The sequence below is a fragment of the Pseudomonas sp. 10(2024) genome, assembly GCF_045164175.1.
Taxonomy (GTDB): Bacteria; Pseudomonadota; Gammaproteobacteria; order Pseudomonadales; family Pseudomonadaceae; genus Aquipseudomonas; species Aquipseudomonas alloputida.
Genome location: NZ_CP174006.1, coordinates 5,576,076 through 5,595,084 on the forward strand (window position 1 = coordinate 5,576,076; position 19,009 = coordinate 5,595,084).

Annotated in this window: 17 protein-coding genes and 1 pseudogene; 13 read left to right on the forward strand and 5 right to left on the reverse strand. The window is 63.6% G+C overall.

What is annotated here, in order from left to right:
* Positions 1 to 1,485 (reverse strand): signal recognition particle-docking protein FtsY, encoded by a 1,485-nt coding sequence (ftsY, locus tag ACI7M0_RS25175; RefSeq protein WP_405314530.1) that lies wholly within the window; start codon positions 1,483 to 1,485, stop codon positions 1 to 3.
* Between the two features lie 231 nt (positions 1,486 to 1,716).
* Between ftsY and ACI7M0_RS25180 the strand changes: the two genes are divergently transcribed.
* From ACI7M0_RS25180 to ACI7M0_RS25205, 6 genes are all read left to right on the forward strand, one after another.
* Positions 1,717 to 3,072, forward strand: a complete 1,356-nt coding sequence (locus ACI7M0_RS25180; protein WP_129933529.1) for a pitrilysin family protein — start codon at positions 1,717 to 1,719, stop codon at positions 3,070 to 3,072.
* A complete protein-coding gene (locus ACI7M0_RS25185; protein ID WP_020192227.1) occupies positions 3,065 to 4,555 on the forward strand; it encodes a pitrilysin family protein in 1,491 nt (496 codons plus the stop codon). The genes ACI7M0_RS25180 and ACI7M0_RS25185 overlap by 8 nt, the downstream gene beginning before the upstream one ends.
* The gene (gene rsmD, locus ACI7M0_RS25190; protein ID WP_129933527.1) at positions 4,555 to 5,157 is read left to right on the forward strand and encodes a 16S rRNA (guanine(966)-N(2))-methyltransferase RsmD; all 603 of its coding nucleotides are present in this window, start codon (positions 4,555 to 4,557) and stop codon (positions 5,155 to 5,157) included. Before ACI7M0_RS25185 ends, rsmD begins: the two co-directional genes overlap by 1 nt.
* Positions 5,158 to 5,247: 90 nt before the next feature.
* Complete coding sequence (locus ACI7M0_RS25195; protein WP_129933525.1) at positions 5,248 to 6,549, forward strand: pitrilysin family protein; 1,302 nt, start codon at positions 5,248 to 5,250, stop codon at positions 6,547 to 6,549.
* The gene (locus ACI7M0_RS25200; RefSeq protein ID WP_129933523.1) at positions 6,542 to 7,912 is read left to right on the forward strand and encodes a pitrilysin family protein; all 1,371 of its coding nucleotides are present in this window, start codon (positions 6,542 to 6,544) and stop codon (positions 7,910 to 7,912) included. The genes ACI7M0_RS25195 and ACI7M0_RS25200 overlap by 8 nt, the downstream gene beginning before the upstream one ends.
* Positions 7,913 to 7,972: 60 nt before the next feature.
* Positions 7,973 to 8,965 carry a hydrolase gene (locus ACI7M0_RS25205; protein WP_129933521.1) on the forward strand — a complete coding sequence of 331 codons (993 nt, stop codon included), beginning with the start codon at positions 7,973 to 7,975 and terminating at the stop codon, positions 8,963 to 8,965.
* 102 nt (positions 8,966 to 9,067) lie between these two features.
* Here ACI7M0_RS25205 and ACI7M0_RS25210 read toward each other — a convergent pair whose 3' ends face one another.
* Positions 9,068 to 9,922, reverse strand: coding sequence for a sulfurtransferase (locus ACI7M0_RS25210; RefSeq protein ID WP_129933519.1), 855 nt, complete (start codon positions 9,920 to 9,922; stop codon positions 9,068 to 9,070).
* A 35-nt stretch (positions 9,923 to 9,957) separates the two neighbouring features.
* Positions 9,958 to 10,623 carry a TetR/AcrR family transcriptional regulator gene (locus ACI7M0_RS25215; protein ID WP_129933516.1) on the reverse strand — a complete coding sequence of 222 codons (666 nt, stop codon included), beginning with the start codon at positions 10,621 to 10,623 and terminating at the stop codon, positions 9,958 to 9,960.
* A gap of 150 nt (positions 10,624 to 10,773) precedes the next feature.
* Here ACI7M0_RS25215 and ACI7M0_RS25220 point away from each other — a divergent pair, with 150 nt between their 5' ends.
* The 6 genes and pseudogenes from ACI7M0_RS25220 to ACI7M0_RS25245 all read left to right on the forward strand — a co-directional run.
* Positions 10,774 to 12,204: a coniferyl aldehyde dehydrogenase gene (locus ACI7M0_RS25220; protein ID WP_129933514.1), complete on the forward strand. Its 1,431-nt coding sequence runs from the start codon at positions 10,774 to 10,776 to the stop codon at positions 12,202 to 12,204.
* Positions 12,205 to 12,214: 10 nt separating this feature from the next.
* Positions 12,215 to 12,700, forward strand: a complete 486-nt coding sequence (locus tag ACI7M0_RS25225) for a hypothetical protein (RefSeq protein WP_014592739.1) — start codon at positions 12,215 to 12,217, stop codon at positions 12,698 to 12,700.
* A gap of 20 nt (positions 12,701 to 12,720) precedes the next feature.
* Complete coding sequence (locus ACI7M0_RS25230) at positions 12,721 to 14,319, forward strand: GMC family oxidoreductase (RefSeq protein ID WP_129933512.1); 1,599 nt, start codon at positions 12,721 to 12,723, stop codon at positions 14,317 to 14,319.
* Between the two features lie 112 nt (positions 14,320 to 14,431).
* Positions 14,432 to 14,917: a pantetheine-phosphate adenylyltransferase gene (gene coaD, locus ACI7M0_RS25235; RefSeq protein WP_010955660.1), complete on the forward strand. Its 486-nt coding sequence runs from the start codon at positions 14,432 to 14,434 to the stop codon at positions 14,915 to 14,917.
* Positions 14,918 to 15,018: 101 nt separating this feature from the next.
* Positions 15,019 to 15,270 (forward strand): YfhL family 4Fe-4S dicluster ferredoxin, encoded by a 252-nt coding sequence (locus ACI7M0_RS25240; protein WP_003249063.1) that lies wholly within the window; start codon positions 15,019 to 15,021, stop codon positions 15,268 to 15,270.
* A gap of 138 nt (positions 15,271 to 15,408) precedes the next feature.
* Positions 15,409 to 15,585: pseudogene (locus ACI7M0_RS25245) on the forward strand (ferredoxin); the annotation flags it as partial.
* Between the two features lie 353 nt (positions 15,586 to 15,938).
* Here ACI7M0_RS25245 and mutM read toward each other — a convergent pair.
* On the reverse strand, positions 15,939 to 16,751 hold the full coding sequence (gene mutM / locus ACI7M0_RS25250; RefSeq protein WP_010955661.1) for a bifunctional DNA-formamidopyrimidine glycosylase/DNA-(apurinic or apyrimidinic site) lyase: 813 nt from the start codon (positions 16,749 to 16,751) through the stop codon (positions 15,939 to 15,941).
* A 3-nt stretch (positions 16,752 to 16,754) separates the two neighbouring features.
* On the reverse strand, positions 16,755 to 17,573 hold the full coding sequence (locus tag ACI7M0_RS25255; protein WP_177413614.1) for an HDOD domain-containing protein: 819 nt from the start codon (positions 17,571 to 17,573) through the stop codon (positions 16,755 to 16,757).
* Positions 17,574 to 17,748: 175 nt separating this feature from the next.
* On the opposite strand from ACI7M0_RS25255, the gene ACI7M0_RS25260 reads away from it, so the two are divergent.
* Positions 17,749 to 18,945, forward strand: a complete 1,197-nt coding sequence (locus ACI7M0_RS25260; RefSeq protein ID WP_129933508.1) for a class I SAM-dependent rRNA methyltransferase — start codon at positions 17,749 to 17,751, stop codon at positions 18,943 to 18,945.
* The last annotated feature ends 64 nt before the right edge of the window (positions 18,946 to 19,009 follow it).

The window sequence follows — 19,009 nt, forward strand, 5'->3', positions numbered from 1 at the left end:
TCAATCTCGCTCGGCGAACAGAGCCTTGACGAACGGCTCGGCTTCGAAGGTACGCAGGTCGTCGATGCCTTCACCGACGCCGATGAAACGGATCGGGATGTTGAACTGCTTGGCCAGGGCGAAGATCACCCCGCCCTTGGCAGTGCCGTCCAGCTTGGTCAGGGCCAGGCCGGTCAGCTCGACGCTCTGGTTGAAGTACTTGGCCTGACTGATGGCGTTCTGGCCGGTGCCGGCGTCAAGCACCAGCAGCACCTCGTGCGGCGCCTCAACGTCGAGCTTGCCGATGACCCGGCGAACCTTCTTCAGCTCTTCCATCAGGTTGTCTTTGGTGTGCAGGCGGCCGGCAGTGTCGGCGATCAGCACGTCGACGCCACGCGCCTTGGCGGCCTGCACGGCATCGAAGATTACCGACGCAGAGTCGGCACCCGTGTGCTGGGCGATCACCGGAATCTGGTTACGCTCGCCCCACACCTGCAACTGCTCGACCGCCGCTGCGCGGAAGGTATCACCGGCAGCCAGCATGACCTTCTTGCCTTCCAGTTGCAGCTTTTTCGCCAGTTTGCCAATGGTGGTGGTCTTGCCGGCGCCGTTCACGCCAACCACAAGGATCACATAGGGTTTGTTCTGGGCCTGTACGTTCAGCGGCTGCTCGACCGGGCGCAGCAGCGCAGCCAGTTCTTCCTGCAACGATTTGTACAGGGCATCGGCATCGGCCAACTGCTTGCGCGCGACCTTCTGGGTCAGGTTCTGGACAATGGCCGAGGTAGCCTCCACACCCACGTCGGCAGTCAGCAGGCGCGTCTCGATTTCGTCGAGCAGGTCGTCGTCGATGACCTTCTTGCCGAGGAACAGGCTGGCCATGCCCTCGCCGATGCTGGCACTGGTCTTGGACAGGCCTTGCTTGAGGCGCGCGAAGAAGCCGGGCTTGGCCTGTTCGACGGGTGCAGCAACAGGGGCTGGTGCCGCGCGTTCCGGGATTGCGGGCGGTGCCTTCGGCTCCAGGTCCGGCACCAGGGCCACGGGCTCTTCGGCAACCGGCAGCACCAGGTTGCTGACCGGCGCTGCGGCCTCGACAGGGGCAGACTCGACAGGGGCCGCCTGCAAGGGCATGGACGCAACCGGCTGCGGTGCAGGTGCCACCAGCGGCTGGGATGCGACCGGCTCTGGCTCAGGCGCCTGCAACGGCTGGGACGCAACCGGTTCAGGTACGGGGGCCTCGACTACCGGGGGCCGGGGGGGTGCGGCGACCGGCTGCGGCTCAGCCAGCTGTGGGGCCGTAGGGGCCTGAACGGGTTCGGGGGCCTGTGGCGCTTCGGCGGCAGGTCCCTCGACCGGAGCGGCTGCAGACTGCTCGACAGCGGGGGGTTCATGCGCGGGCACGCCCGCCCCCGCAGGTGGCTGCGGCTTCTTGCGAAACCAGCTGAACAGGCCTTTCTTCTCACCAGCCTCGGCCGGCGCTTTTTTGTCGTCGTTGGAACCAAACATGGAAGACGGCTATCTCAGGGTAGCGATAGGCCAGCTACGGCCAATCGGGAATTCTCTCTACGCAGAACAGACTATCTTGAAGCCGGCTGGTTCATGCGCAACGTTTTGACTTAGTGTCCTGTGGGCCAGAACGGCGACAGGCATGGTCGCCAGGCAACCGGATCAGTATCCTAGCACCTCCTGGCCCGCCGACGCTAAACCCAGCGGGCCGCCGAACAGGTTAAACACCGTATGAATGCTCTAGCCCGCCGCGCCGCTGGCCTGTTGCTCGGCACGCTCTGCCTGCCGCTCGCGGCCTTCGCCGCCGATGTGCAACCCACCCACGAATTCATCCTCGACAATGGCCTGAAGGTCGTGGTCCGCGAAGACCATCGCGCCCCCGTGGTGGTCTCGCAGATCTGGTACAAGGTCGGCTCCAGCTACGAGACCCCGGGCCAGACCGGCTTGTCCCATGCGCTGGAACACATGATGTTCAAGGGCAGCGCCAAGGTCGGCCCCGGCGAGGCCTCGCGCATTCTGCGTGACCTCGGCGCCGATGAAAACGCCTTCACCAGCGACGATTACACCGCCTACTACCAAGTGCTGGCCCGCGACCGCCTGCCGGTAGCCCTGGAGCTGGAGGCCGACCGCCTTGCCAGCCTGCGCTTGCCTGCCGACGAGTTCAGCCGCGAAATCGAGGTCATCAAGGAAGAACGCCGCCTGCGCACCGACGACAAGCCCAATGCCAAGGCATTCGAGCTGTTCCGCGCCATGGCCTACCCGGCCAGCGGCTATCACACGCCGACCATTGGCTGGATGGCCGACCTGGAGCGCATGAAGGTCGAGGAACTGCGCCACTGGTACGAGTCCTGGTACGCCCCCAACAACGCCACCCTGGTGGTGGTCGGTGATGTCACCGCCGACGAGGTCAAGGGCCTGGCGCAGAAGTATTTCGGCAATATTCCCAAACGCGCCGTGCCGCCAGCCAAGCTGCCTCTGGAGCTGGCCGAACCTGGTTGGCGCCAGTTGACCCTGCACGTACGCACCCAGCTGCCAAGCCTGATCTACGGCTTCAACGTGCCCGGCCTGCCCACCGCCAAGGACCCACGGACGGTGCATGCCCTGCGCCTGATCTCGGCACTGCTCGACGGTGGCTATAGCGCCCGCATGCCGGCCCGCCTGGAGCGTGGCCAGGAACTGGTGGCCGGCGCGTCGTCCAGCTACAACGCCTTCACCCGCGGCGACAGCCTGTTCCTGATCTCGGCGACGCCGAATGTGCAGAAGCAGAAAACCCTCGCCGACGTCGAAAAAGGCATCTGGCAGCTGCTTGAAGAACTCAAGAGCACGCCGCCCAGCGCCGAAGAGCTAGAACGCGTACGCGCCCAGGTCATCGCCGGCCTGGTCTACGACCGCGACTCCATCAGCAGCCAGGCCACCACCATCGGCCAGCTGGAAACCGTCGGCCTGTCCTGGAAGCTGATCGACAGCGAACTGGACGAGCTCAAGCGCGTCACCCCACAGGACATCCAGAACGCCGCGCGCACCTACTTCACCCGCGAACGCCTGAGCGTTGCCCATGTACTGCCCGAGGAGTCCGCCCATGAGTGATCGCCGCGCACCACGCCCAACCCTGCTGGCCACGGGCATTCGTGCCCTGGCGCTGGCGGCAGTGCTGGCCGCTCCGGCCATGGCCGATAACGCTGCCAAGGCCGACAGCAGCGCGGCCCGCCCGGCCAACACCTTGCAGTCGCTGGCCGAACTGAATGGCAAGGCACCCAGCCGGCGTCAGTTGAACATCCAGCACTGGAACACCGCCGAAGGTGCCCGGGTGCTGTTCGTCGAAGCCCGCGAACTGCCCATGTTCGACCTGCGCGTCACCTTCGCTGCCGGCAGCAGCCAGGATGGTGGCACGCCAGGCCTGGCCGCCCTGACCAACGCCATGCTCAACGAGGGCGTGGCCGGCAAGGACGTCACCGCCATCGCCGAGGGCTTCGAAGGCCTGGGCGCAGACTTTGGCAACGGCTCCTACCGCGACATGGCCGTCGCATCGCTGCGCAGCCTCAGTGCCAAGGACAAGCGCGAACCGGCCCTCAAACTGTTTACAGAGGTGGCGGGCAAGCCGACATTCCCCGAGGATGCCCTCAAGCGCATCAAGAACCAGATGCTGGCTGGCTTCGAATATGACAAACAGAACCCCGGCAAGATCGCCGGCAAGGCCCTTTTCGGCAAGCTCTATGGCGACCACCCCTATGCCCACCCAAGCGACGGCACTGCCGAGAGCATCACGGGCATAAGCCTTGCCCAACTGCGCGCGTTCCACGCGAAGGCCTATACCGGCGGCAATGCGGTAATCGCCCTGGTCGGCGACCTCAGCCGTGCAGAGGCCGAAGCCATCGCCGCACAGGTGTCTGCCGGCCTGCCCAAGGGCCCTGCGCTGGCCGCACCGGCCCAACCCGCAGACGCCAAGGCCGGCCTGACCCACATCGACTTCCCGTCCAAGCAGACCCACCTGATGCTGGCCGAACTGGGGATCGACCGCCAGGACCCGGACTGGCCAGCCCTGTCCATGGGCAACCAGATCCTTGGCGGTGGCGCCTTCGGTACCCGGCTGATGAGCGAGGTGAGAGAGAAGCGCGGCCTGACCTACGGCGTTTACTCGGTATTCAGCCCGATGCAGGTACGCGGCCCGTTCATGATCAACCTGCAAACCCGTGCCGAGCTCAGCGAAGGTACGCTCAAGCTGGTGCAAGGCATTCTCGCCGACTACCTGAAGACGGGCCCTACCCAACAGGAACTGGACGATGCCAAGCGCGAGCTGGCCGGCAGCTTCCCGCTGTCCAACGCCAGTAATGCCAGTATCGTCGGCCAACTGGGCGCGATCGGCTTCTACAACTTGCCGCTGACCTGGCTTGAGGACTTCATGCAACAGTCCCAGGCCCTTACCGTCGAACAGGTCAAGGCAGCCATGAACAAACACCTGTCAGCCGATAAACTGGTGATCGTCACCGTTGGCCCGAAAGTGCCACAAAAACCGCTGCCAGCACCCACTGACAAGCCCTCCGAGCAACCGCTCGGGGTACCGGAGCACTAATGCCAAGATCCACCCCTCCCGCCCGCCAGCAAGCGGGCCAAAGCAAGGGCCAGGGCCACCTGCGCATCATCGCCGGCGAATGGCGCAGCCGCCGCCTGGCGGTGCCGGAAGGCGAAGGCCTGCGGCCAACGCCTGACCGCGTGCGGGAAACCGTATTCAACTGGCTGGCCCCCTACATCGAGGGCGCCCGCGTGCTGGACGCCTTCACCGGCAGTGGTGCCCTGGTGCTCGAAGCCCTGTCCCGTGGGGCCGAGGACGCCGTGGCGCTGGACAGCAACCCTGCGGCCATCGCCAACCTGAAGAACAACCTCGAAATCCTGCGCTGCCCTCGCGGGCAAATCCTGCAAACCGACGCCCTGCGCTACCTGCAAGGCCCGGCCAAGCAGCAGTTCGATGTCGTGTTCCTCGACCCGCCGTTCCATCAGGACCTGCTGGCCAACACCTGCAACATGCTGGAGCAGAATCAGTGGCTGGGCGAGCAGGCATGGGTCTACACCGAAAGCGAAGCGGCACCCTCGACCTTGCAGCTGCCGGGCAACTGGCGGCTGCACCGCGAGAAGAAGACCGGCCAGGTGCACTACGCACTCTGGCAGCGGGGCTGATTACCCGCGGGTTGGGTGTACTTAGTTACCGCACCCCACCTGCGCCATGGTTGAAGCTGCACCTTCATTTCCTGAAGGAGCAGTTCAACCATGGCCGAACATCCCTCCCCGCCGCTAATGGCAGCCTCGAAAGGTTCTTTTACCCTCGCCAACGGCCTGCACGTCTGCCTGCGTGAAGACCACCGTGCGCCACTGGTCAGCGTGCAGCTGTGGTACCACGTAGGCTCCAGCTACGAACCTGAAGGCCACACCGGCCTGTCCCATGCCTTGGAGCATCTACTGTTCGAGGGCAGCAGCAAACTGGCGCCTGGTCAGTACTCAACCCTCATGACCCGCTTGGGCGGCGACCCGAATGCATTCACCTATGCGGATGCCACGGTATTTCCGCTCACCTTGCCAACCCGCCACCTGGAGATTGCCCTGGAGGCCATGGCTGATGTCATGGCCAGTGCCACCCTCGGCGATACGCCCTTTGCTCGGGAACTGGCAGTGGTCATGGCTGAGCGACGCGAGGCAGTGGACAACAACCCTTGGGCATTGGCGCTGGAGCATCACGACTTGCTGGCTTACGGCAATAGTGGCCATGGCACGCCTGTCATTGGCCACATGTCAGATCTGGAGAGCCTCACTCCAGCCGCAGCGCGTACCTGGTACAAGACCTGGTACCACCCCAACAATGCCACCCTCGCCGTGGCCGGCGACATCAGCCTGCTACAACTGCAAACCTTGGTGAAGCGCCACTTTGCGGCGATCCCCGCCCATCGCTTGCCGATGCGGCCCTTACCCACAGGGCCCTCCTCCCAGGGCCGGCGTTTTCAGACGCTGCGCCTGCCAGGCTTGCACAACGGCGTGATCATAAGCTTCAAACTACCCAGCCAGCGTACCGCGCGGTCTGCCAGGCAGGCCTACGCGCTGCGTCTGATTCCCGATCTGCTTGCCAACGGCTACAGCAGCATCCTCCAGCGCAGGCTGCTGCTGGACGAACCAATCCTGCAATACATCAAAGCGACCTATGAACCCTGGCAGCGCGGTGACAGCTTGCTGACCCTTTACGCGTTCTGCAGCCCACACGTAACCCCGCAGACCGCCGCCGAACGACTGATGCAGGAGATCGAAGCGTTTCGCCAGTCGGCGCCAGCCAAGGAACACCTGCAACGTGCCAAGGCTCGTCTGCTGGCCAGGCTGCTGTTCGAACGGGACGACATTGCCGAGCAGGCCCAAACCATGGGTAAACAGGCCGCCTGTGGCTTGCCGGTTATTTCGCTCGAGGAAGAACAACAGGCCATCGAGACCGTGACAGCCGAGCAGGTAGGCCTGGCTGTCTATGAATTCCTCACCCACTCCCGTGCAGCCTTCACGTTCACGCACCACAAGGAAAGCGCTCATGACTGACTCAACGACCCTGCAACAGCCTGCCGGAGCCAACAACCTCTACGGCGGGCTGCTCTCTGCCCAGGGACTTGACCTGGACCAGTTCGAAACCATCCATACACAGGTTCAAGCGTGGAAGACGACTGCGGGCACGGACGTCAAATTCGTTGAAGCACGGGAACTGCCAATTGTTGACGTGATACTACGGTTCAAGGCCGGCACCACGCAGGACACTCTGTACCCTGGCCTGGCAGCCTTGACGCTCTCCATGCTCGATGAGGGTAGCCAAGCCTACACGGCTGCCCAGCAGGCTGAGCACCTGGAGCGCCTGGGCGCGGTCATGGAAAAACAAGTACGTCTGGAACATGCGACGCTGCGCCTTCGCAGCCTTAGCCCCCCTTCTCTGCTCGACCCGGCCTTGGCGGTGTTCACCGACCTCGTGGCCCACCCAGCCTTCCACCCAATGGCCCTGACCAAGATCAAGCGCCAGTTGCTGCAAAACCATGCATCGCGCGAGCGGCTACCCATCCTCAGAGCACGTAGCGAAGTATTCCGCCACCTGTTCAACGGGCATCCTTACGGCAACCCTCTGGGCAGCACCGCTCAAGGTATCGAGGCCATTACCCCTGAGGACTTGCGGGCATTCCACCAACGCGCCTACAGCGCCAGCAACCTTGAGATGGTCGTGGTAGGCGACCTTTCGCCTGGACAAGCCCAAGCCATCTCACAACAGATCAGCCAGGCCCTGCCGCAAGGCTGGTCGGCCACTGAACTACCGGCGGCCCCGGCGGCCCCCAGCGCGACGATAGCCGTCGAGCAAGCTGGCGCCAGCAGTGCGATCCTGCTGGCACTGCCCATGAACGTACCCGCCAACGATCCGGAGTTTCTGGCCCTGACCTTGGCAAGTGCTGTTCTGGGAGAGGGCCTCGAGTCGCGCTTGATGGTGGAGTTGCGCCAACGACGCGGCCTGACCTACGGCGTGCACACGCATGTATTGCCATTGAGTGCAGGCGGCCTGTTCACTGTGGAATGGGAGGTTGCGCCCCCGCATGTGCAGGGCACGCAGGCACTGGTAGAAACCCTGCTGCAGGCGTTCATCGACGAAGGGCCCACCCAGCTGGAGCTGCAACTGGCACGCAAACAGCTGGAAGGGCAGTTGCTGCGAGGGATCGCGCAGAACAGGCAACTGGCAACACTGCTGACGGAAGTAACCCATCAGCGGCAACCTGCCGATCATCTCGACACGTACAGCGCCCGTATTGCCGAACTTACCCCGGAAGATGTCCGAGCCGTCATGCAGCGCCGGCTAGCCCTGAGCCGCAAGGTGCTTGTCAGTGTCGGACCAGGCGTTCAGCAACAGCCGCTGCCAGCCCCCGACCAATAGCGCAGGTACTGTGGCGCTGTTTCATGGCAAGCTAGCAGGGCACATCATGAGCCACCCAGCATGCCCAGCCACAACGCCACATTCCGTCCGGCCATCGGCCTGTCCAATCCCCACCTGCAGACCCTGTGGGGGCCGCTCTGGCGCAAGCTGCCTGAGCTGCAGCGTGACCGAGAGCGGCTGTGGCTGGCCGACGGCGACTTCATCGACCTGGACTGGCACGGCCCGCACCAACTCCATGCGCCACTGGTCATTGTGCTGCATGGGCTGACCGGCTCGTCTCACTCGCCCTACGTGAAAGGCTTGCAGCAAGCGCTGCAAGGTCGCGGCTGGGCCAGTGTGGCCGTGAACTGGCGGGGTTGTTCAGGCGAGCCCAACCTGTTGCCGCGCAGCTACCATTCCGGCGCCAGCGAAGACCTGGCGGAAATTGTCAGCCATCTTCGCGCCCAGCGCCCGCTGGCGCCGCTGTATGCAGTGGGTTATTCGCTGGGTGGCAATGTACTGTTGAAATACCTGGGAGAGAGCGGCGTCGCCAGCCAACTGGAGGCAGCGGCTGCAGTTTCGGTGCCCTTTCGCCTGGACCACTGTGCCGACCGTATCGGCCAAGGGTTCTCCAAGGTGTATCAGGCGCATTTCATGCGCGAGATGCTGGCGTATGTTCAGCTCAAGCAGCGGCACTTCCACGCCCGGGGCCAGCATGAACAGCTAGCGACACTGGAACGCTTGGGCCAACTCACCAATTTGCGCACATTCTGGGACTTCGACGGTAAAGTCACTGCACCGCTCAATGGCTTTCGCGATGCGCACGACTACTATCGCCGCTCATCGAGCCACTTCTTCCTTGGCCAGAACCGCACACCTACGCTGATCATCCATTCCAGCGATGACCCGTTCGTGTCCAGCCACAGCCTGCCGACGGCCCGTGAACTGTCACCACAAACCCGCTTCGAACTGCATGACCGCGGTGGGCATGTGGGCTTTGTCGATGGCAGCCTGCGAAATCCGGGGTACTACCTGGAACGACGGATTCCGCAGTGGCTGGTGGACGGTAGCTAGCCCTAGAATTGGTAAAGGCTGCGCGCCCCCTATGGGAGCGGGCATGCCCGCGAACACCGGCATTGCCGGTGCCACCCACCGCGGGGGTTCAACCCGGTCTGCTTACTCGCCGGTGGCCACAGCATGCTGCGGGTTGTTGATCCACTCACTCCACGACCCCGCATACAGCTTGCCCAGCGGGTACCCCGCCAGCGCCAGCGCAAACAGGTTATGGCAAGCGGTTACCCCAGACCCACAATAAGACACCAACTGCTCCGGCGCCCGTCCAGCCAGCTTTTCGGCAAAACGCTGCTTTAGCTCATCCGCCGGCAGAAAACGCCCGTCATCCCCGAGGTTGTCGGTAAACGCCGCACACTGGGCACCGGGAATATGCCCCGCCACCGGGTCGATCGGTTCCATTTCACCACGAAAACGCGGCAAGGCACGCGCATCGATCAAGGTCAAGTCTGTGCTACCAAGGCGCTTGCCCAGATGGTCGGCATCGATCAGCAGCTTCGCGTCAGGTTCACCACTGAAAGTGCCCTCACGTTTGGGTGGAGGGTCCAGGCTCAATGGCAGGTTCGCTGCGTGCCAGGCCTTCAGGCCACCGTCGAGAATCGCCACACCACTGCGCTTGCCCAGCCAGACCAGTAGCCACCAGGCGCGGGCGGCAAAGGCGCCGGGGCCGTCGTCGTACAGCACCACCTCGCTGTCGTTGTTCAGGCCCCACTCTCGCAGGCGCTCGACCAGCCGCTGCGGATCGGGCAATGGGTGGCGCCCGGTGCACCCCTTGCTCACCGGACCGCTGAGATCCCGGTCCAGGTCGGCAAAATGCGCCCCCTCAATATGCCCCAGGGCATAGCTGCGCTGGCCATAGTCCACATCCTCGAGGGCAAAGCGGCAGTCGAGGATCACCAACTTGGGCGAGCCCAGACGCTCGGCCAACTGCTGCGGGGTGATCAATTGCGCAAGGGGCATGACAATCTCCTGATCGATGGCACGAGAGCCCTGGGCTAGAGCTCCAGGGCCTGGTTGAACGGTACATGGAATTCCTGACACAGCGCGTCTACGGCAGTACGGGCATTGTCGGTGACGAAACCGAGCTCCAGCACCAGCACCTGATAGACGCCGCGCTTGAAGGCTTCTTCACCCAAATGCGCAGAATGTTCACGCGTGGTGCTGAGAAAACGTACCCATGATGTCAGCACGATCCAGGCGTTGATGGTCAGTGACTCGATCTGCGCCGGCACCATGGCCAGGATGCCAGCCTCGACGAAGCCGCGGTAGATCGCCTGGCCTTGGCGCAGGCAGCGCTCGGAAAAACGCCGGTAACGGGCGGCCAGTTCGGCATCGCTGTCCAGCAGATGCTCCAGGTCACGGTGCAGGAAGCGGTAGTTCCACATCGCCGCCAGCAAGGCCTTGAGGTAGAAGCGCTTGTCTTCCACGGTTGCCGCGCGGCCCTGCGGCGGGCGCAGAAAACTGTCCACCAGCGCTTCGTACTGGCTGAACAACAGGGCAATGATCGCCTGCTTGTTGGGGAAGTGGTAATACAGGTTGCCGGGCGAGATTTCCATGTGCGCGGCAATGTGGTTGGTACTGACGCTGCGTTCGCCCTGCTGGTTGAACAGCTCCAGGCTGTTCTGCACGATGCGCTCTCGGGTCTTCATGCGCGGGGCCATGCTCGCTCCCAGTCTGCGGGCCTTCATCAAAGGTTTATCTTACGGCGTATTACAGATGGAATGCACCGTTGAACGACATGTAAAAATTCGCACCATGGTACAAATTAGAGTATAGGCTCTAGGCAACCCCGGCCCGGACTCGACATAACCATGAACTCGCCCAGTGCCTTGCCCCCTGTGCAATTCGACCTCGACCTCGCGACGACGTTCGCGGCCCAGCGTTTGGCCTTTGCCGGTAACCCGCTGCCACCAGCGGCGAAGCGGCGCCAGTGGCTGAAGAGCCTGCGTGAAGCCTTGCTGAGCAGCCAGGCAGAACTGATCGAAGCCATCAGCCAGGATTTTGCCGGGCGCAGCGCCGACGAGACCTTGCTGGCCGAACTGCTACCGTCAGTGCAGGGCCTGCGCCACGCCGAAAAGCACTTGCAACGCTGGATGCGCAGCCGCCGACGCCGCGTCGGCCTGGCGTTCCAGCCGGCCAGCGCACAGGTGCGCTATCAACCCTTGGGCGTGGTCGGCGTCATCGTGCCGTGGAACTACCCGTTGTTCCTCGCCATCGGCCCGTTGACCTGCGCCCTGGCCGCCGGCAACCGGGTCATGCTCAAGCTTAGCGAGGCCACGCCCGCGACGGGCCTGGCCCTGCAGCAACTGCTCGAGCGTGTGTTCCCCACAGACCTGGTCAGCGTTGTGCTCGGTGAGGTCGAGGTGGGCCAGGCCTTCGCCCGCCTGCCCTTCGACCACCTGCTGTTCACCGGTGCCACCAGCGTGGGCCGCCAGGTGATGCAGGCTGCCGCGCACAACCTGACCCCGGTCACCCTGGAGCTGGGTGGCAAATCCCCCGCTATTGTTTCTGAGGATGTGCCGCTGGACAGCGCCGCCGAGCGCATAGCCTTCGGCAAGACCCTAAACGCCGGCCAGACCTGCGTCGCCCCCGACTACGTACTGGTGCCGCGCGAACGGCTGCCCGCCTTCAGCGACGCCTACCAGCGCGCCGTGCACCGACTGTACCCGCGCATCGCCGACAACCCCGACTACACCGCCATCATCAACCCGCGCCAGTTGCAGCGCTTGCAGCACCTGCTGGACGATGCCCGCGCCAAAGGCGCGCAAGTACTCGACTTGTACCCAGGCGAAGCCCCGCAGGGCCGGCGCCTGCCGCCACACCTGCTGCTGGACGTGAACGACAGCATGCAGGTGATGCAGGACGAAATCTTCGGCCCGCTATTGCCGTTAGTGCCTTATGACGGCATCGACCAGGCCTTGGCCTACATCAACCAGCGCCCACGCCCATTGGCGCTGTACTTCTTTGGCTATGACCGCCGCACCCAGGAGCATGTGCTGCGTCACACTCACTCCGGCGGTGTGTGCCTGAACGATACCTTGCTGCATGTCGCCCAGGACGATCTGCCCTTCGGCGGCATCGGCCCTTCAGGCATGGGCCACTACCATGGTCATGACGGTTTCCTCACCTTCAGCAAGGCCAAGGCGGTACTTGCCAAGCAACGCTTCAACGCCGCACGGCTGATCTACCCGCCTTATGGCAAAGCCTTGCAGCGCCTGGTCTACAAACTGTTCATCCGCTGAGGGCCGCGCCATGCACCGCCGCGACCTGCTGCGTTTCAGCCTCGGCGCCAGTGCTTTTCTGGCGGGTGCCAGCCTGGTGGGGTGCAGCGTGCAAACCGCCGCGACCGGCTATCAGGTACTTCGTGACGACGACTTGCCCCTGCTGCGTGCGCTGATCCCGGTGGTCCTGGCCGGTACACAGGCCACCGATGCGCCGGTGTTGCGCAGCCTCGACAACAAGCTGGCGGCGTTGTCGCCGGAAATGCTCAAGCTCACCCGGCAATTGTTCGACGTGCTCAGCCTGCCGCTAACTCGCGGCCCGCTGACCGGCGTCTGGGGCAGCTGGGGCCAAGCTGGCGCCACGCAGGTCACGGCGTTCCTGCAACGCTGGCAGGACAGCTCGCTGAACCTGCTACGCATGGGGCACGCCTCGTTGCTGCAACTGCTGCAAATGGCCTGGTACGAACGCCCCGAATCCTGGGCAGACTGCGGTTACCCGGGCCCACCGAAAATCTGAAAACAACAAGAGCATCGCCAATGCCTGTCCCCGATCCGTTTCGCCAAGGCCTCGAACGCGGCTGGATCACCCACGACGCCTCGCGCCTGGAGCACGACCTGTTTCTGGAGGCCGACATTGCCGTGATCGGCAGTGGTGCCGGCGGCGCCACCAGTGCGCAGATGCTCAGCGCTGCCGGTTTCAAGGTACTGCTGATCGAAGAAGGCCCCCTGAAGACCAGTAGCGATTTCCACCTGCTGGAGAGCGAAGCCTACGCCAGCCTGTACCAGGAAGGGCTGGGGCGCATGAGCAAGGATGGCGCCATTACCATCCTGCAGGGCCGCGCCGTGGGCGGCACCACGCTGGTGAACTGGACCTCGAGCTTTCGTACCCCGCCGCAAACCCTGGCGCACTGGGCCTCGGTCCATGGCGTGAACGGTTTGGGCGAGGATGAACTGCGCCCCTGGTTCGAGCGCATGGAGCAGGAACTGGGCATCAGCCCTTGGGCCTTGCCGCCGAATGCCAACAACGATGTGCTGCGCCGGGGCTGCGAACAGCTGGGTTACCGCTGGGGGGTGATCCCGCGCAATGTGCGCGGCTGCTGGAACCTGGGCTACTGCGGCATGGGCTGCCCGGTGAATGCCAAACAATCGATGCTGGTGACCCGTATACCTGCCACCCTCGAGCAAGGCGGCGAACTGCTGTATCTGGCGCGGGCCGAGCGCTTCGCTCACAACGGCGAACGCATTCAGAGCCTGACATGCCAGGCCCTGGACGCCCAGGGCATACACCCTACCGGCAGGCAGGTCAGCGTGCAGGCACGCCATTACCTCCTGGCCGGTGGCGGTATCAACAGCCCGGCCCTGCTGCTGCGCTCTGCCGCGCCCGACCCGCATGGTCGCCTGGGCAAGCGAACCTTCCTGCACCTGGTCAACTTCAGTGCGGCACGCTTCAGCGAGCGTATCGACCCCTACTATGGCGCCCCGCAGTCGATCTACAGCGACCATTTCCAGTGGCAAGGCGGCGCAGACGGCCCGGTTGGCTACAAGCTGGAAGTGCCGCCACTGCACCCGGCCCTGGCCAGCACCCTGCTGGGCGGGCACGGCCACGAGAGTGCCCAGCGCATGGCCGAGCTGCCCCATACCCATGTGATGCTGGCGCTGCTACGCGATGGTTTTCACCCCGAAAGCCAGGGCGGGGCCGTGGAACTGCGCGGCGATGGTTCACCTGTGCTCGATTACCCGGTCACCGACTACCTGCGTGACGGCTTGCGGCGCGCCTACCGCAGCATGGCACACGTCCAGTTTGCCGCTGGCGCCACCCATGTAACCCCGGTGCATAGCGACGCCAGCCCCGCCTCTAGCCTGGAACAGGCCCTGACCATGATCGACAAACTGCGCCTGGAGCCCTTCCGCACGCGCTTGGGCAGCGCCCATGTGATGGGCGGCTGCGCCCTCGGCGAAGACCCGCGCCACGCGGTGTGCGACAGCCTGGGCCGCCATCACCAGCTGGAAAACCTGTCGATTCACGACGGTTCACTGTTCCCCACCAGCATCGGCGCCAACCCGCAATTGTCGGTGTATGCCATCAGCGCCAGGCTCAGCGAAGCACTGGTCAGCCGCCTGGCACACAGCGCATGACAACGAACATGGCCCCTGTCTATAGTGCCATCAGTCGGCCGCATGACTTGGCCGGGGCGCCGTCGCTGCGCTACCATCCGACTCCCCAACGCACTCCAGCCAGGATGACGCGATGAACCGAGTGTTGTACCCGGGTACTTTCGACCCCATTACCAAAGGCCATGGCGATCTGGTCGAGCGCGCTTCGCGGCTATTCGACCACGTGATCATCGCGGTGGCGGCCAGCCCCAAGAAAAACCCTTTGTTCCCCCTGGAGCAACGGGTTGAGCTCGCCCGTGAGGTCACCAAGCACCTGCCCAATGTCGAAGTCATCGGCTTCTCTTCCCTGTTGGCGCATTTCGCCAAGGAACAGGGCGCCAACGTCTTCCTGCGTGGCCTGCGTGCGGTGTCCGACTTCGAGTACGAGTTCCAGCTGGCGAACATGAACCGGCAACTGGCCCCTGATGTCGAGAGCCTGTTCCTGACGCCGTCGGAGCGTTATTCGTTCATTTCCTCGACCCTGGTCAGGGAGATTGCGGCGCTGGGCGGTGATATCAGCAAGTTCGTCCACCCGGTGGTGGCCGACGCACTGACTGAACGCTTCAAGAAGCAAGCCTGACGCCTGATTGTCGCGCCCGCGTGCACTGCGGGCGCGAATGCGGCACAATTGTGCCCATTGCGTTGAACATGCCCGGGCTGTGAGCCCCGGCCGGAGTCCCCATGTCCCTGATCATCACCGACGATTGCATCAATTGCGACGTCTGCGAACCCGAGTGCCCGAACGAGGCTATCTCCCAAGGCGAAGAGATCTACGTGATCGACCCTAACCTGTGCACCCAGTGCGTAGGCCATTACGATGAGCCGCAGTGCCAGCAGGTCTGCCCGGTCGACTGCATCCCGCTGGATGAAGCGCACCCGGAAACCGAAGAACAGCTGATGGCCAAGTATCGCCGGATCACTGGCAAGGGCTGATCACTGCCCTTCCCTGCACGGTCCCTGTGGGAGCGGGCATGCCCGCGAACACCGGCGTAGCCGGTGCCATTCATCGCGTCGCCTGTTTCGCGGGCTTGCCCGCTCCCACAGTTACCGCGCCAACATTCAGGTTTCGCTTCAGGCGAAGAGATCTGCGTGATCGCCCCTTACCTGTGCACCCAGTGCGTAGGCCATTGCGACGAGCCGCAGTGCCAGCAGGTCTGCCCGGTCGACTGCATCCCGCTGGATGAAGCGCACCCGGAAACCGAAGAACAGCTGATGGCCAAGTATCGCCGGATCACTGGCAAGGGCTGATCACTGCCCTTCCCTGCACGGTCCCTGTGGGAGCGGGCATGCCCGCGAACACCGGCGCAGCCGGTGCCATTCATCGCGTCGCCTGCTTCGCGGGCTTGCCCGCTCCCACAGTTACCGCGCCAACATTCAGGTTTCGCTTCAGGCGAAGAGATCTGCGTGATCGCCCCCTTACCTATGCCTGGCAAGGGCTGATCACTGCCCTTCCCTGCACGGTCCCTGTGGGAGCGGGCGTGCCCGCGAACACCGGCGTAGCCGGTGCCATTCATCGCGTCGCCTGTTTCGCGGGCTTGCCCGATCCCACAGTTACCGCGCCAACATTCAGGTTTCGCTTCAACAGGTTCGCAGCGAACGTTTCATCGTTGGCAGCGCGGGCAGTACACGCTCGCCCTCTGCCCCAGCTTCACTTCGCGCAACTCAGTGCCGCATACCTTGCACGGCTGCCCGCCACGCCCGTACACAAACAGTTCCTGCTGGAAGTACCCCGGCTGCCCATCGCCACCGATGAAGTCACGCAGGGTGGTACCGCCCTGCTCGATCGCCGCCGCCAGCACCCGTTTGATCTCGATCGCCAGTTTCAGGTAGCGCGCCCGGGAAATCCCGCCCGCCTCCCGGCGTGGGTCGATACCGGCGGCAAACAACGCCTCGGTGGCGTAGATGTTGCCCACCCCTACCACCACCGCGTTGTCCATGATGAACGGCTTGACCGCCATCGACCGCCCGCGGGACAGCTGGAACAGCCGTTCACCATCGAACAGGTCGGTCAGCGGCTCAGGCCCCAGGCGCAGCAGTAATTCATGGTTCAGAGGGTCCAGGCTCCACAGCATGGCACCAAAGCGGCGAGGGTCGGTGTAACGCAGCATCAGCCCAGACTCCAGCTCAATGTCGACATGCTCATGCTTGGCCGCCGGCAAGCCCAACTCGACCAGCCGCAAGTTGCCCGACATGCCCAAGTGGCTGATCAGCGTCCCCACTTCGGCATTGATCAACAGGTACTTGGCGCGTCGCTCCACGCTGACGATGCGCTGCCCCGACAGGCGCACATCGAGGTCTTCCGGGATCGGCCAGCGCAGCCGCCGGTCGCGAACCACCACACGGCTGACCCGCTGGCCTTCCAGGTGTGGCGCAATACCGCGTCGGGTGGTTTCTACTTCTGGCAATTCCGGCATGTGTCAGTGTCCGCCCAACTCGCGAATGTTCTGCTTGAGGTTTTCGAAATCGTATTCCGACAAACCAATGTAATCGAGCACCAAGGGGCCCACCACATTCCATTCGTGGTCCACCGCCTGGTTGCCCAGCACCCGGTAGGACGCGCAGATATGCTCAGCCATCTTCAGCACCGCCAGCAGGTTTTTCAGCTGGCTCTGGGTATTGCGCGAGGTATCGTCGCGGAACACGGCCAAGGCATTGTGGTGGTTGGCGATGGCCGCACTGAGGTGCTCGGGCAAGCGCCAGGATTTGGCTGTGAAGTAGCCGACCACTGAATGGTTGGTGTTGAACGTGCGGTTTTCGGTATCGACCACGCGTGTTTCTTCGTCGGCCTTGGCGTATGCCTCTTCCAGCACCTCCATGTAATCGGGGAAGCGCTTGAGCATCAACGGCACGCCACAGTCATGGAAGAGGCCAAGGGTATAGGCCTCGTCCGCCGCCTGTATGCCGGTACGCTTGGCCAGCGTCAGGCAGGTCATCGCGACGTCCTGGGCGGTATCCCAGAAGCGGTTGAGGGTAACGATGGTCTCGTCACTCATCTCGCCCTTGATCGACTGGGCGTTGATCAGGTTGATGATCGAACGGCTACCCAGCAGGTTCACCGCACGCTGGATCGAACCGATCTTGTTCGACAAGCCGAAGTGCGGAGAGTTGACCAGTTTCAGCAAGGCGCCAGAGAGGCCCGGGTCCTGGGAAATCAGCTTGGCGATGGTTTCCAGGTCTGGGTCAGGCATGTACTGCTCGAACTGCAGATCGACCATGATCTGCGGTTGAGGCGGGATGGTGATGCCTTGCAAGGCTTGCTGGATCTGTTCGGCGCTGAGTTCTTGGGACATACGTGCACACTCGTTTAGGACGCGGCATTTTAACCCTCTAAGCGCTCCCAGTTACCACACCTCTAAAGGCGAAAGCACAGCAGACACGCTATAATCCCGCTCTTTTTCCCGGAGCGACGTCATGTCCCTGCCCAGCCTTCGCCTCAAAGCCAATGCCGACCGCCGCCTGCGCGCCGGCCACCTGTGGGTCTACAGCAACGAAGTCGATGTCAGCGCGACCCCTTTGCAAGGCTTCCAGGCGGGTCAGCAGGCCATTCTCGAGGCAGCCAACGGCAAGCCGCTGGGCATCGTCGCACTGAGCCCGAACAACCTGATTTGCGCCCGCCTGCTGTCACGCGACATCAAGCTGCCGTTGGACAAGTCGCTGCTGGTACACCGCCTGAACGTCGCCCTGTCGCTGCGCGAGCGCCTGTTCGACCAGCCGTGCTACCGCCTGGTCTACGGTGACTCCGACCTGCTCCCGGGCCTGGTGGTCGACCGCTTCTTCGATATCCTCGTGGTGCAGCTGGCCTCGGCCACCATGGAAGCGCACAAGGATGACGTGATCGCCGCACTGGTGCAGGTGCTCAAGCCCAGCGGCATCCTGTTCAAGAACGATTCGGCCGCGCGCGACGCCGAAGGCCTGCAGCGCTATGTCGAGACCGTCTACGGCGAAGTGCCGGACTGGGTGCTGCTGGAAGAGAACGGCGTCAAGTTCGAAGCTCCGGTGCGCGAAGGCCAGAAGACGGGCTGGTTCTACGACCACCGCATGAACCGCGCCCGCCTGGCACCGTACGTGAAGGGCAAGCGTGTACTCGACCTGTTCAGCTACATCGGCGGCTGGGGCGTGCAGGCCGGTGCCTTCGGCGCCAGCGAAGTGTTCTGCGTCGATGCCTCGGGCTTTGCCCTGGACGGCGTGGAGCGTAACGCTGCACTGAACGGCATCAGCGAGAAGCTGACCTGCATCGAAGGCGACGTGTTCGAAGCCCTGCGCGAGCTCAAGGCAGCCGAAGAACGCTTCGACGTGATCATTGCCGACCCACCTGCCTTCATCAAGCGCAAGAAGGACCTGAAAAACGGCGAAGCGGCCTACCGCCGCCTGAACGAACAGGCCATGCGCATGTTGAACAAAGACGGCATCCTCGTCAGCGCCTCGTGCTCGATGCACCTGCCCGAGGACGACCTGAACAACATCCTGCTGACCAGTGCCCGCCACCTGGACCGCAACATGCAGCTGCTTGAGCGAGGCGGTCAGGGCCCGGATCACCCGGTACACCCGGCCATCGCCGAAACCCGCTACATCAAAAGCATCACCTGCCGGTTACTGCCAAACAGCTGATATCTGCCAAAAAGGGCCGCCCAGCGGCCCTTTCCTGCCGCAATCCCCCCGCCAACCATCCACA

What these genes read in the sequence shown, in the direction of transcription:
- ftsY (WP_405314530.1), bottom strand. Translation starts at nt 1,485, where the DNA reads ATGTTTGGTTCCAACGACGACAAAAAAGCGCCGGCCGAGGCTGGTGAG.
- ACI7M0_RS25180 (WP_129933529.1), top strand. Translation starts at nt 1,717, where the DNA reads ATGAATGCTCTAGCCCGCCGCGCCGCTGGCCTGTTGCTCGGCACGCTC.
- ACI7M0_RS25185 (WP_020192227.1), top strand. Translation starts at nt 3,065, where the DNA reads ATGAGTGATCGCCGCGCACCACGCCCAACCCTGCTGGCCACGGGCATT.
- rsmD (WP_129933527.1), top strand. Translation starts at nt 4,555, where the DNA reads ATGCCAAGATCCACCCCTCCCGCCCGCCAGCAAGCGGGCCAAAGCAAG.
- ACI7M0_RS25195 (WP_129933525.1), top strand. Translation starts at nt 5,248, where the DNA reads ATGGCCGAACATCCCTCCCCGCCGCTAATGGCAGCCTCGAAAGGTTCT.
- ACI7M0_RS25200 (WP_129933523.1), top strand. Translation starts at nt 6,542, where the DNA reads ATGACTGACTCAACGACCCTGCAACAGCCTGCCGGAGCCAACAACCTC.
- ACI7M0_RS25205 (WP_129933521.1), top strand. Translation starts at nt 7,973, where the DNA reads ATGCCCAGCCACAACGCCACATTCCGTCCGGCCATCGGCCTGTCCAAT.
- ACI7M0_RS25210 (WP_129933519.1), bottom strand. Translation starts at nt 9,922, where the DNA reads ATGCCCCTTGCGCAATTGATCACCCCGCAGCAGTTGGCCGAGCGTCTG.
- ACI7M0_RS25215 (WP_129933516.1), bottom strand. Translation starts at nt 10,623, where the DNA reads ATGGCCCCGCGCATGAAGACCCGAGAGCGCATCGTGCAGAACAGCCTG.
- ACI7M0_RS25220 (WP_129933514.1), top strand. Translation starts at nt 10,774, where the DNA reads ATGAACTCGCCCAGTGCCTTGCCCCCTGTGCAATTCGACCTCGACCTC.
- ACI7M0_RS25225 (WP_014592739.1), top strand. Translation starts at nt 12,215, where the DNA reads ATGCACCGCCGCGACCTGCTGCGTTTCAGCCTCGGCGCCAGTGCTTTT.
- ACI7M0_RS25230 (WP_129933512.1), top strand. Translation starts at nt 12,721, where the DNA reads ATGCCTGTCCCCGATCCGTTTCGCCAAGGCCTCGAACGCGGCTGGATC.
- coaD (WP_010955660.1), top strand. Translation starts at nt 14,432, where the DNA reads ATGAACCGAGTGTTGTACCCGGGTACTTTCGACCCCATTACCAAAGGC.
- ACI7M0_RS25240 (WP_003249063.1), top strand. Translation starts at nt 15,019, where the DNA reads ATGTCCCTGATCATCACCGACGATTGCATCAATTGCGACGTCTGCGAA.
- mutM (WP_010955661.1), bottom strand. Translation starts at nt 16,751, where the DNA reads ATGCCGGAATTGCCAGAAGTAGAAACCACCCGACGCGGTATTGCGCCA.
- ACI7M0_RS25260 (WP_129933508.1), top strand. Translation starts at nt 17,749, where the DNA reads ATGTCCCTGCCCAGCCTTCGCCTCAAAGCCAATGCCGACCGCCGCCTG.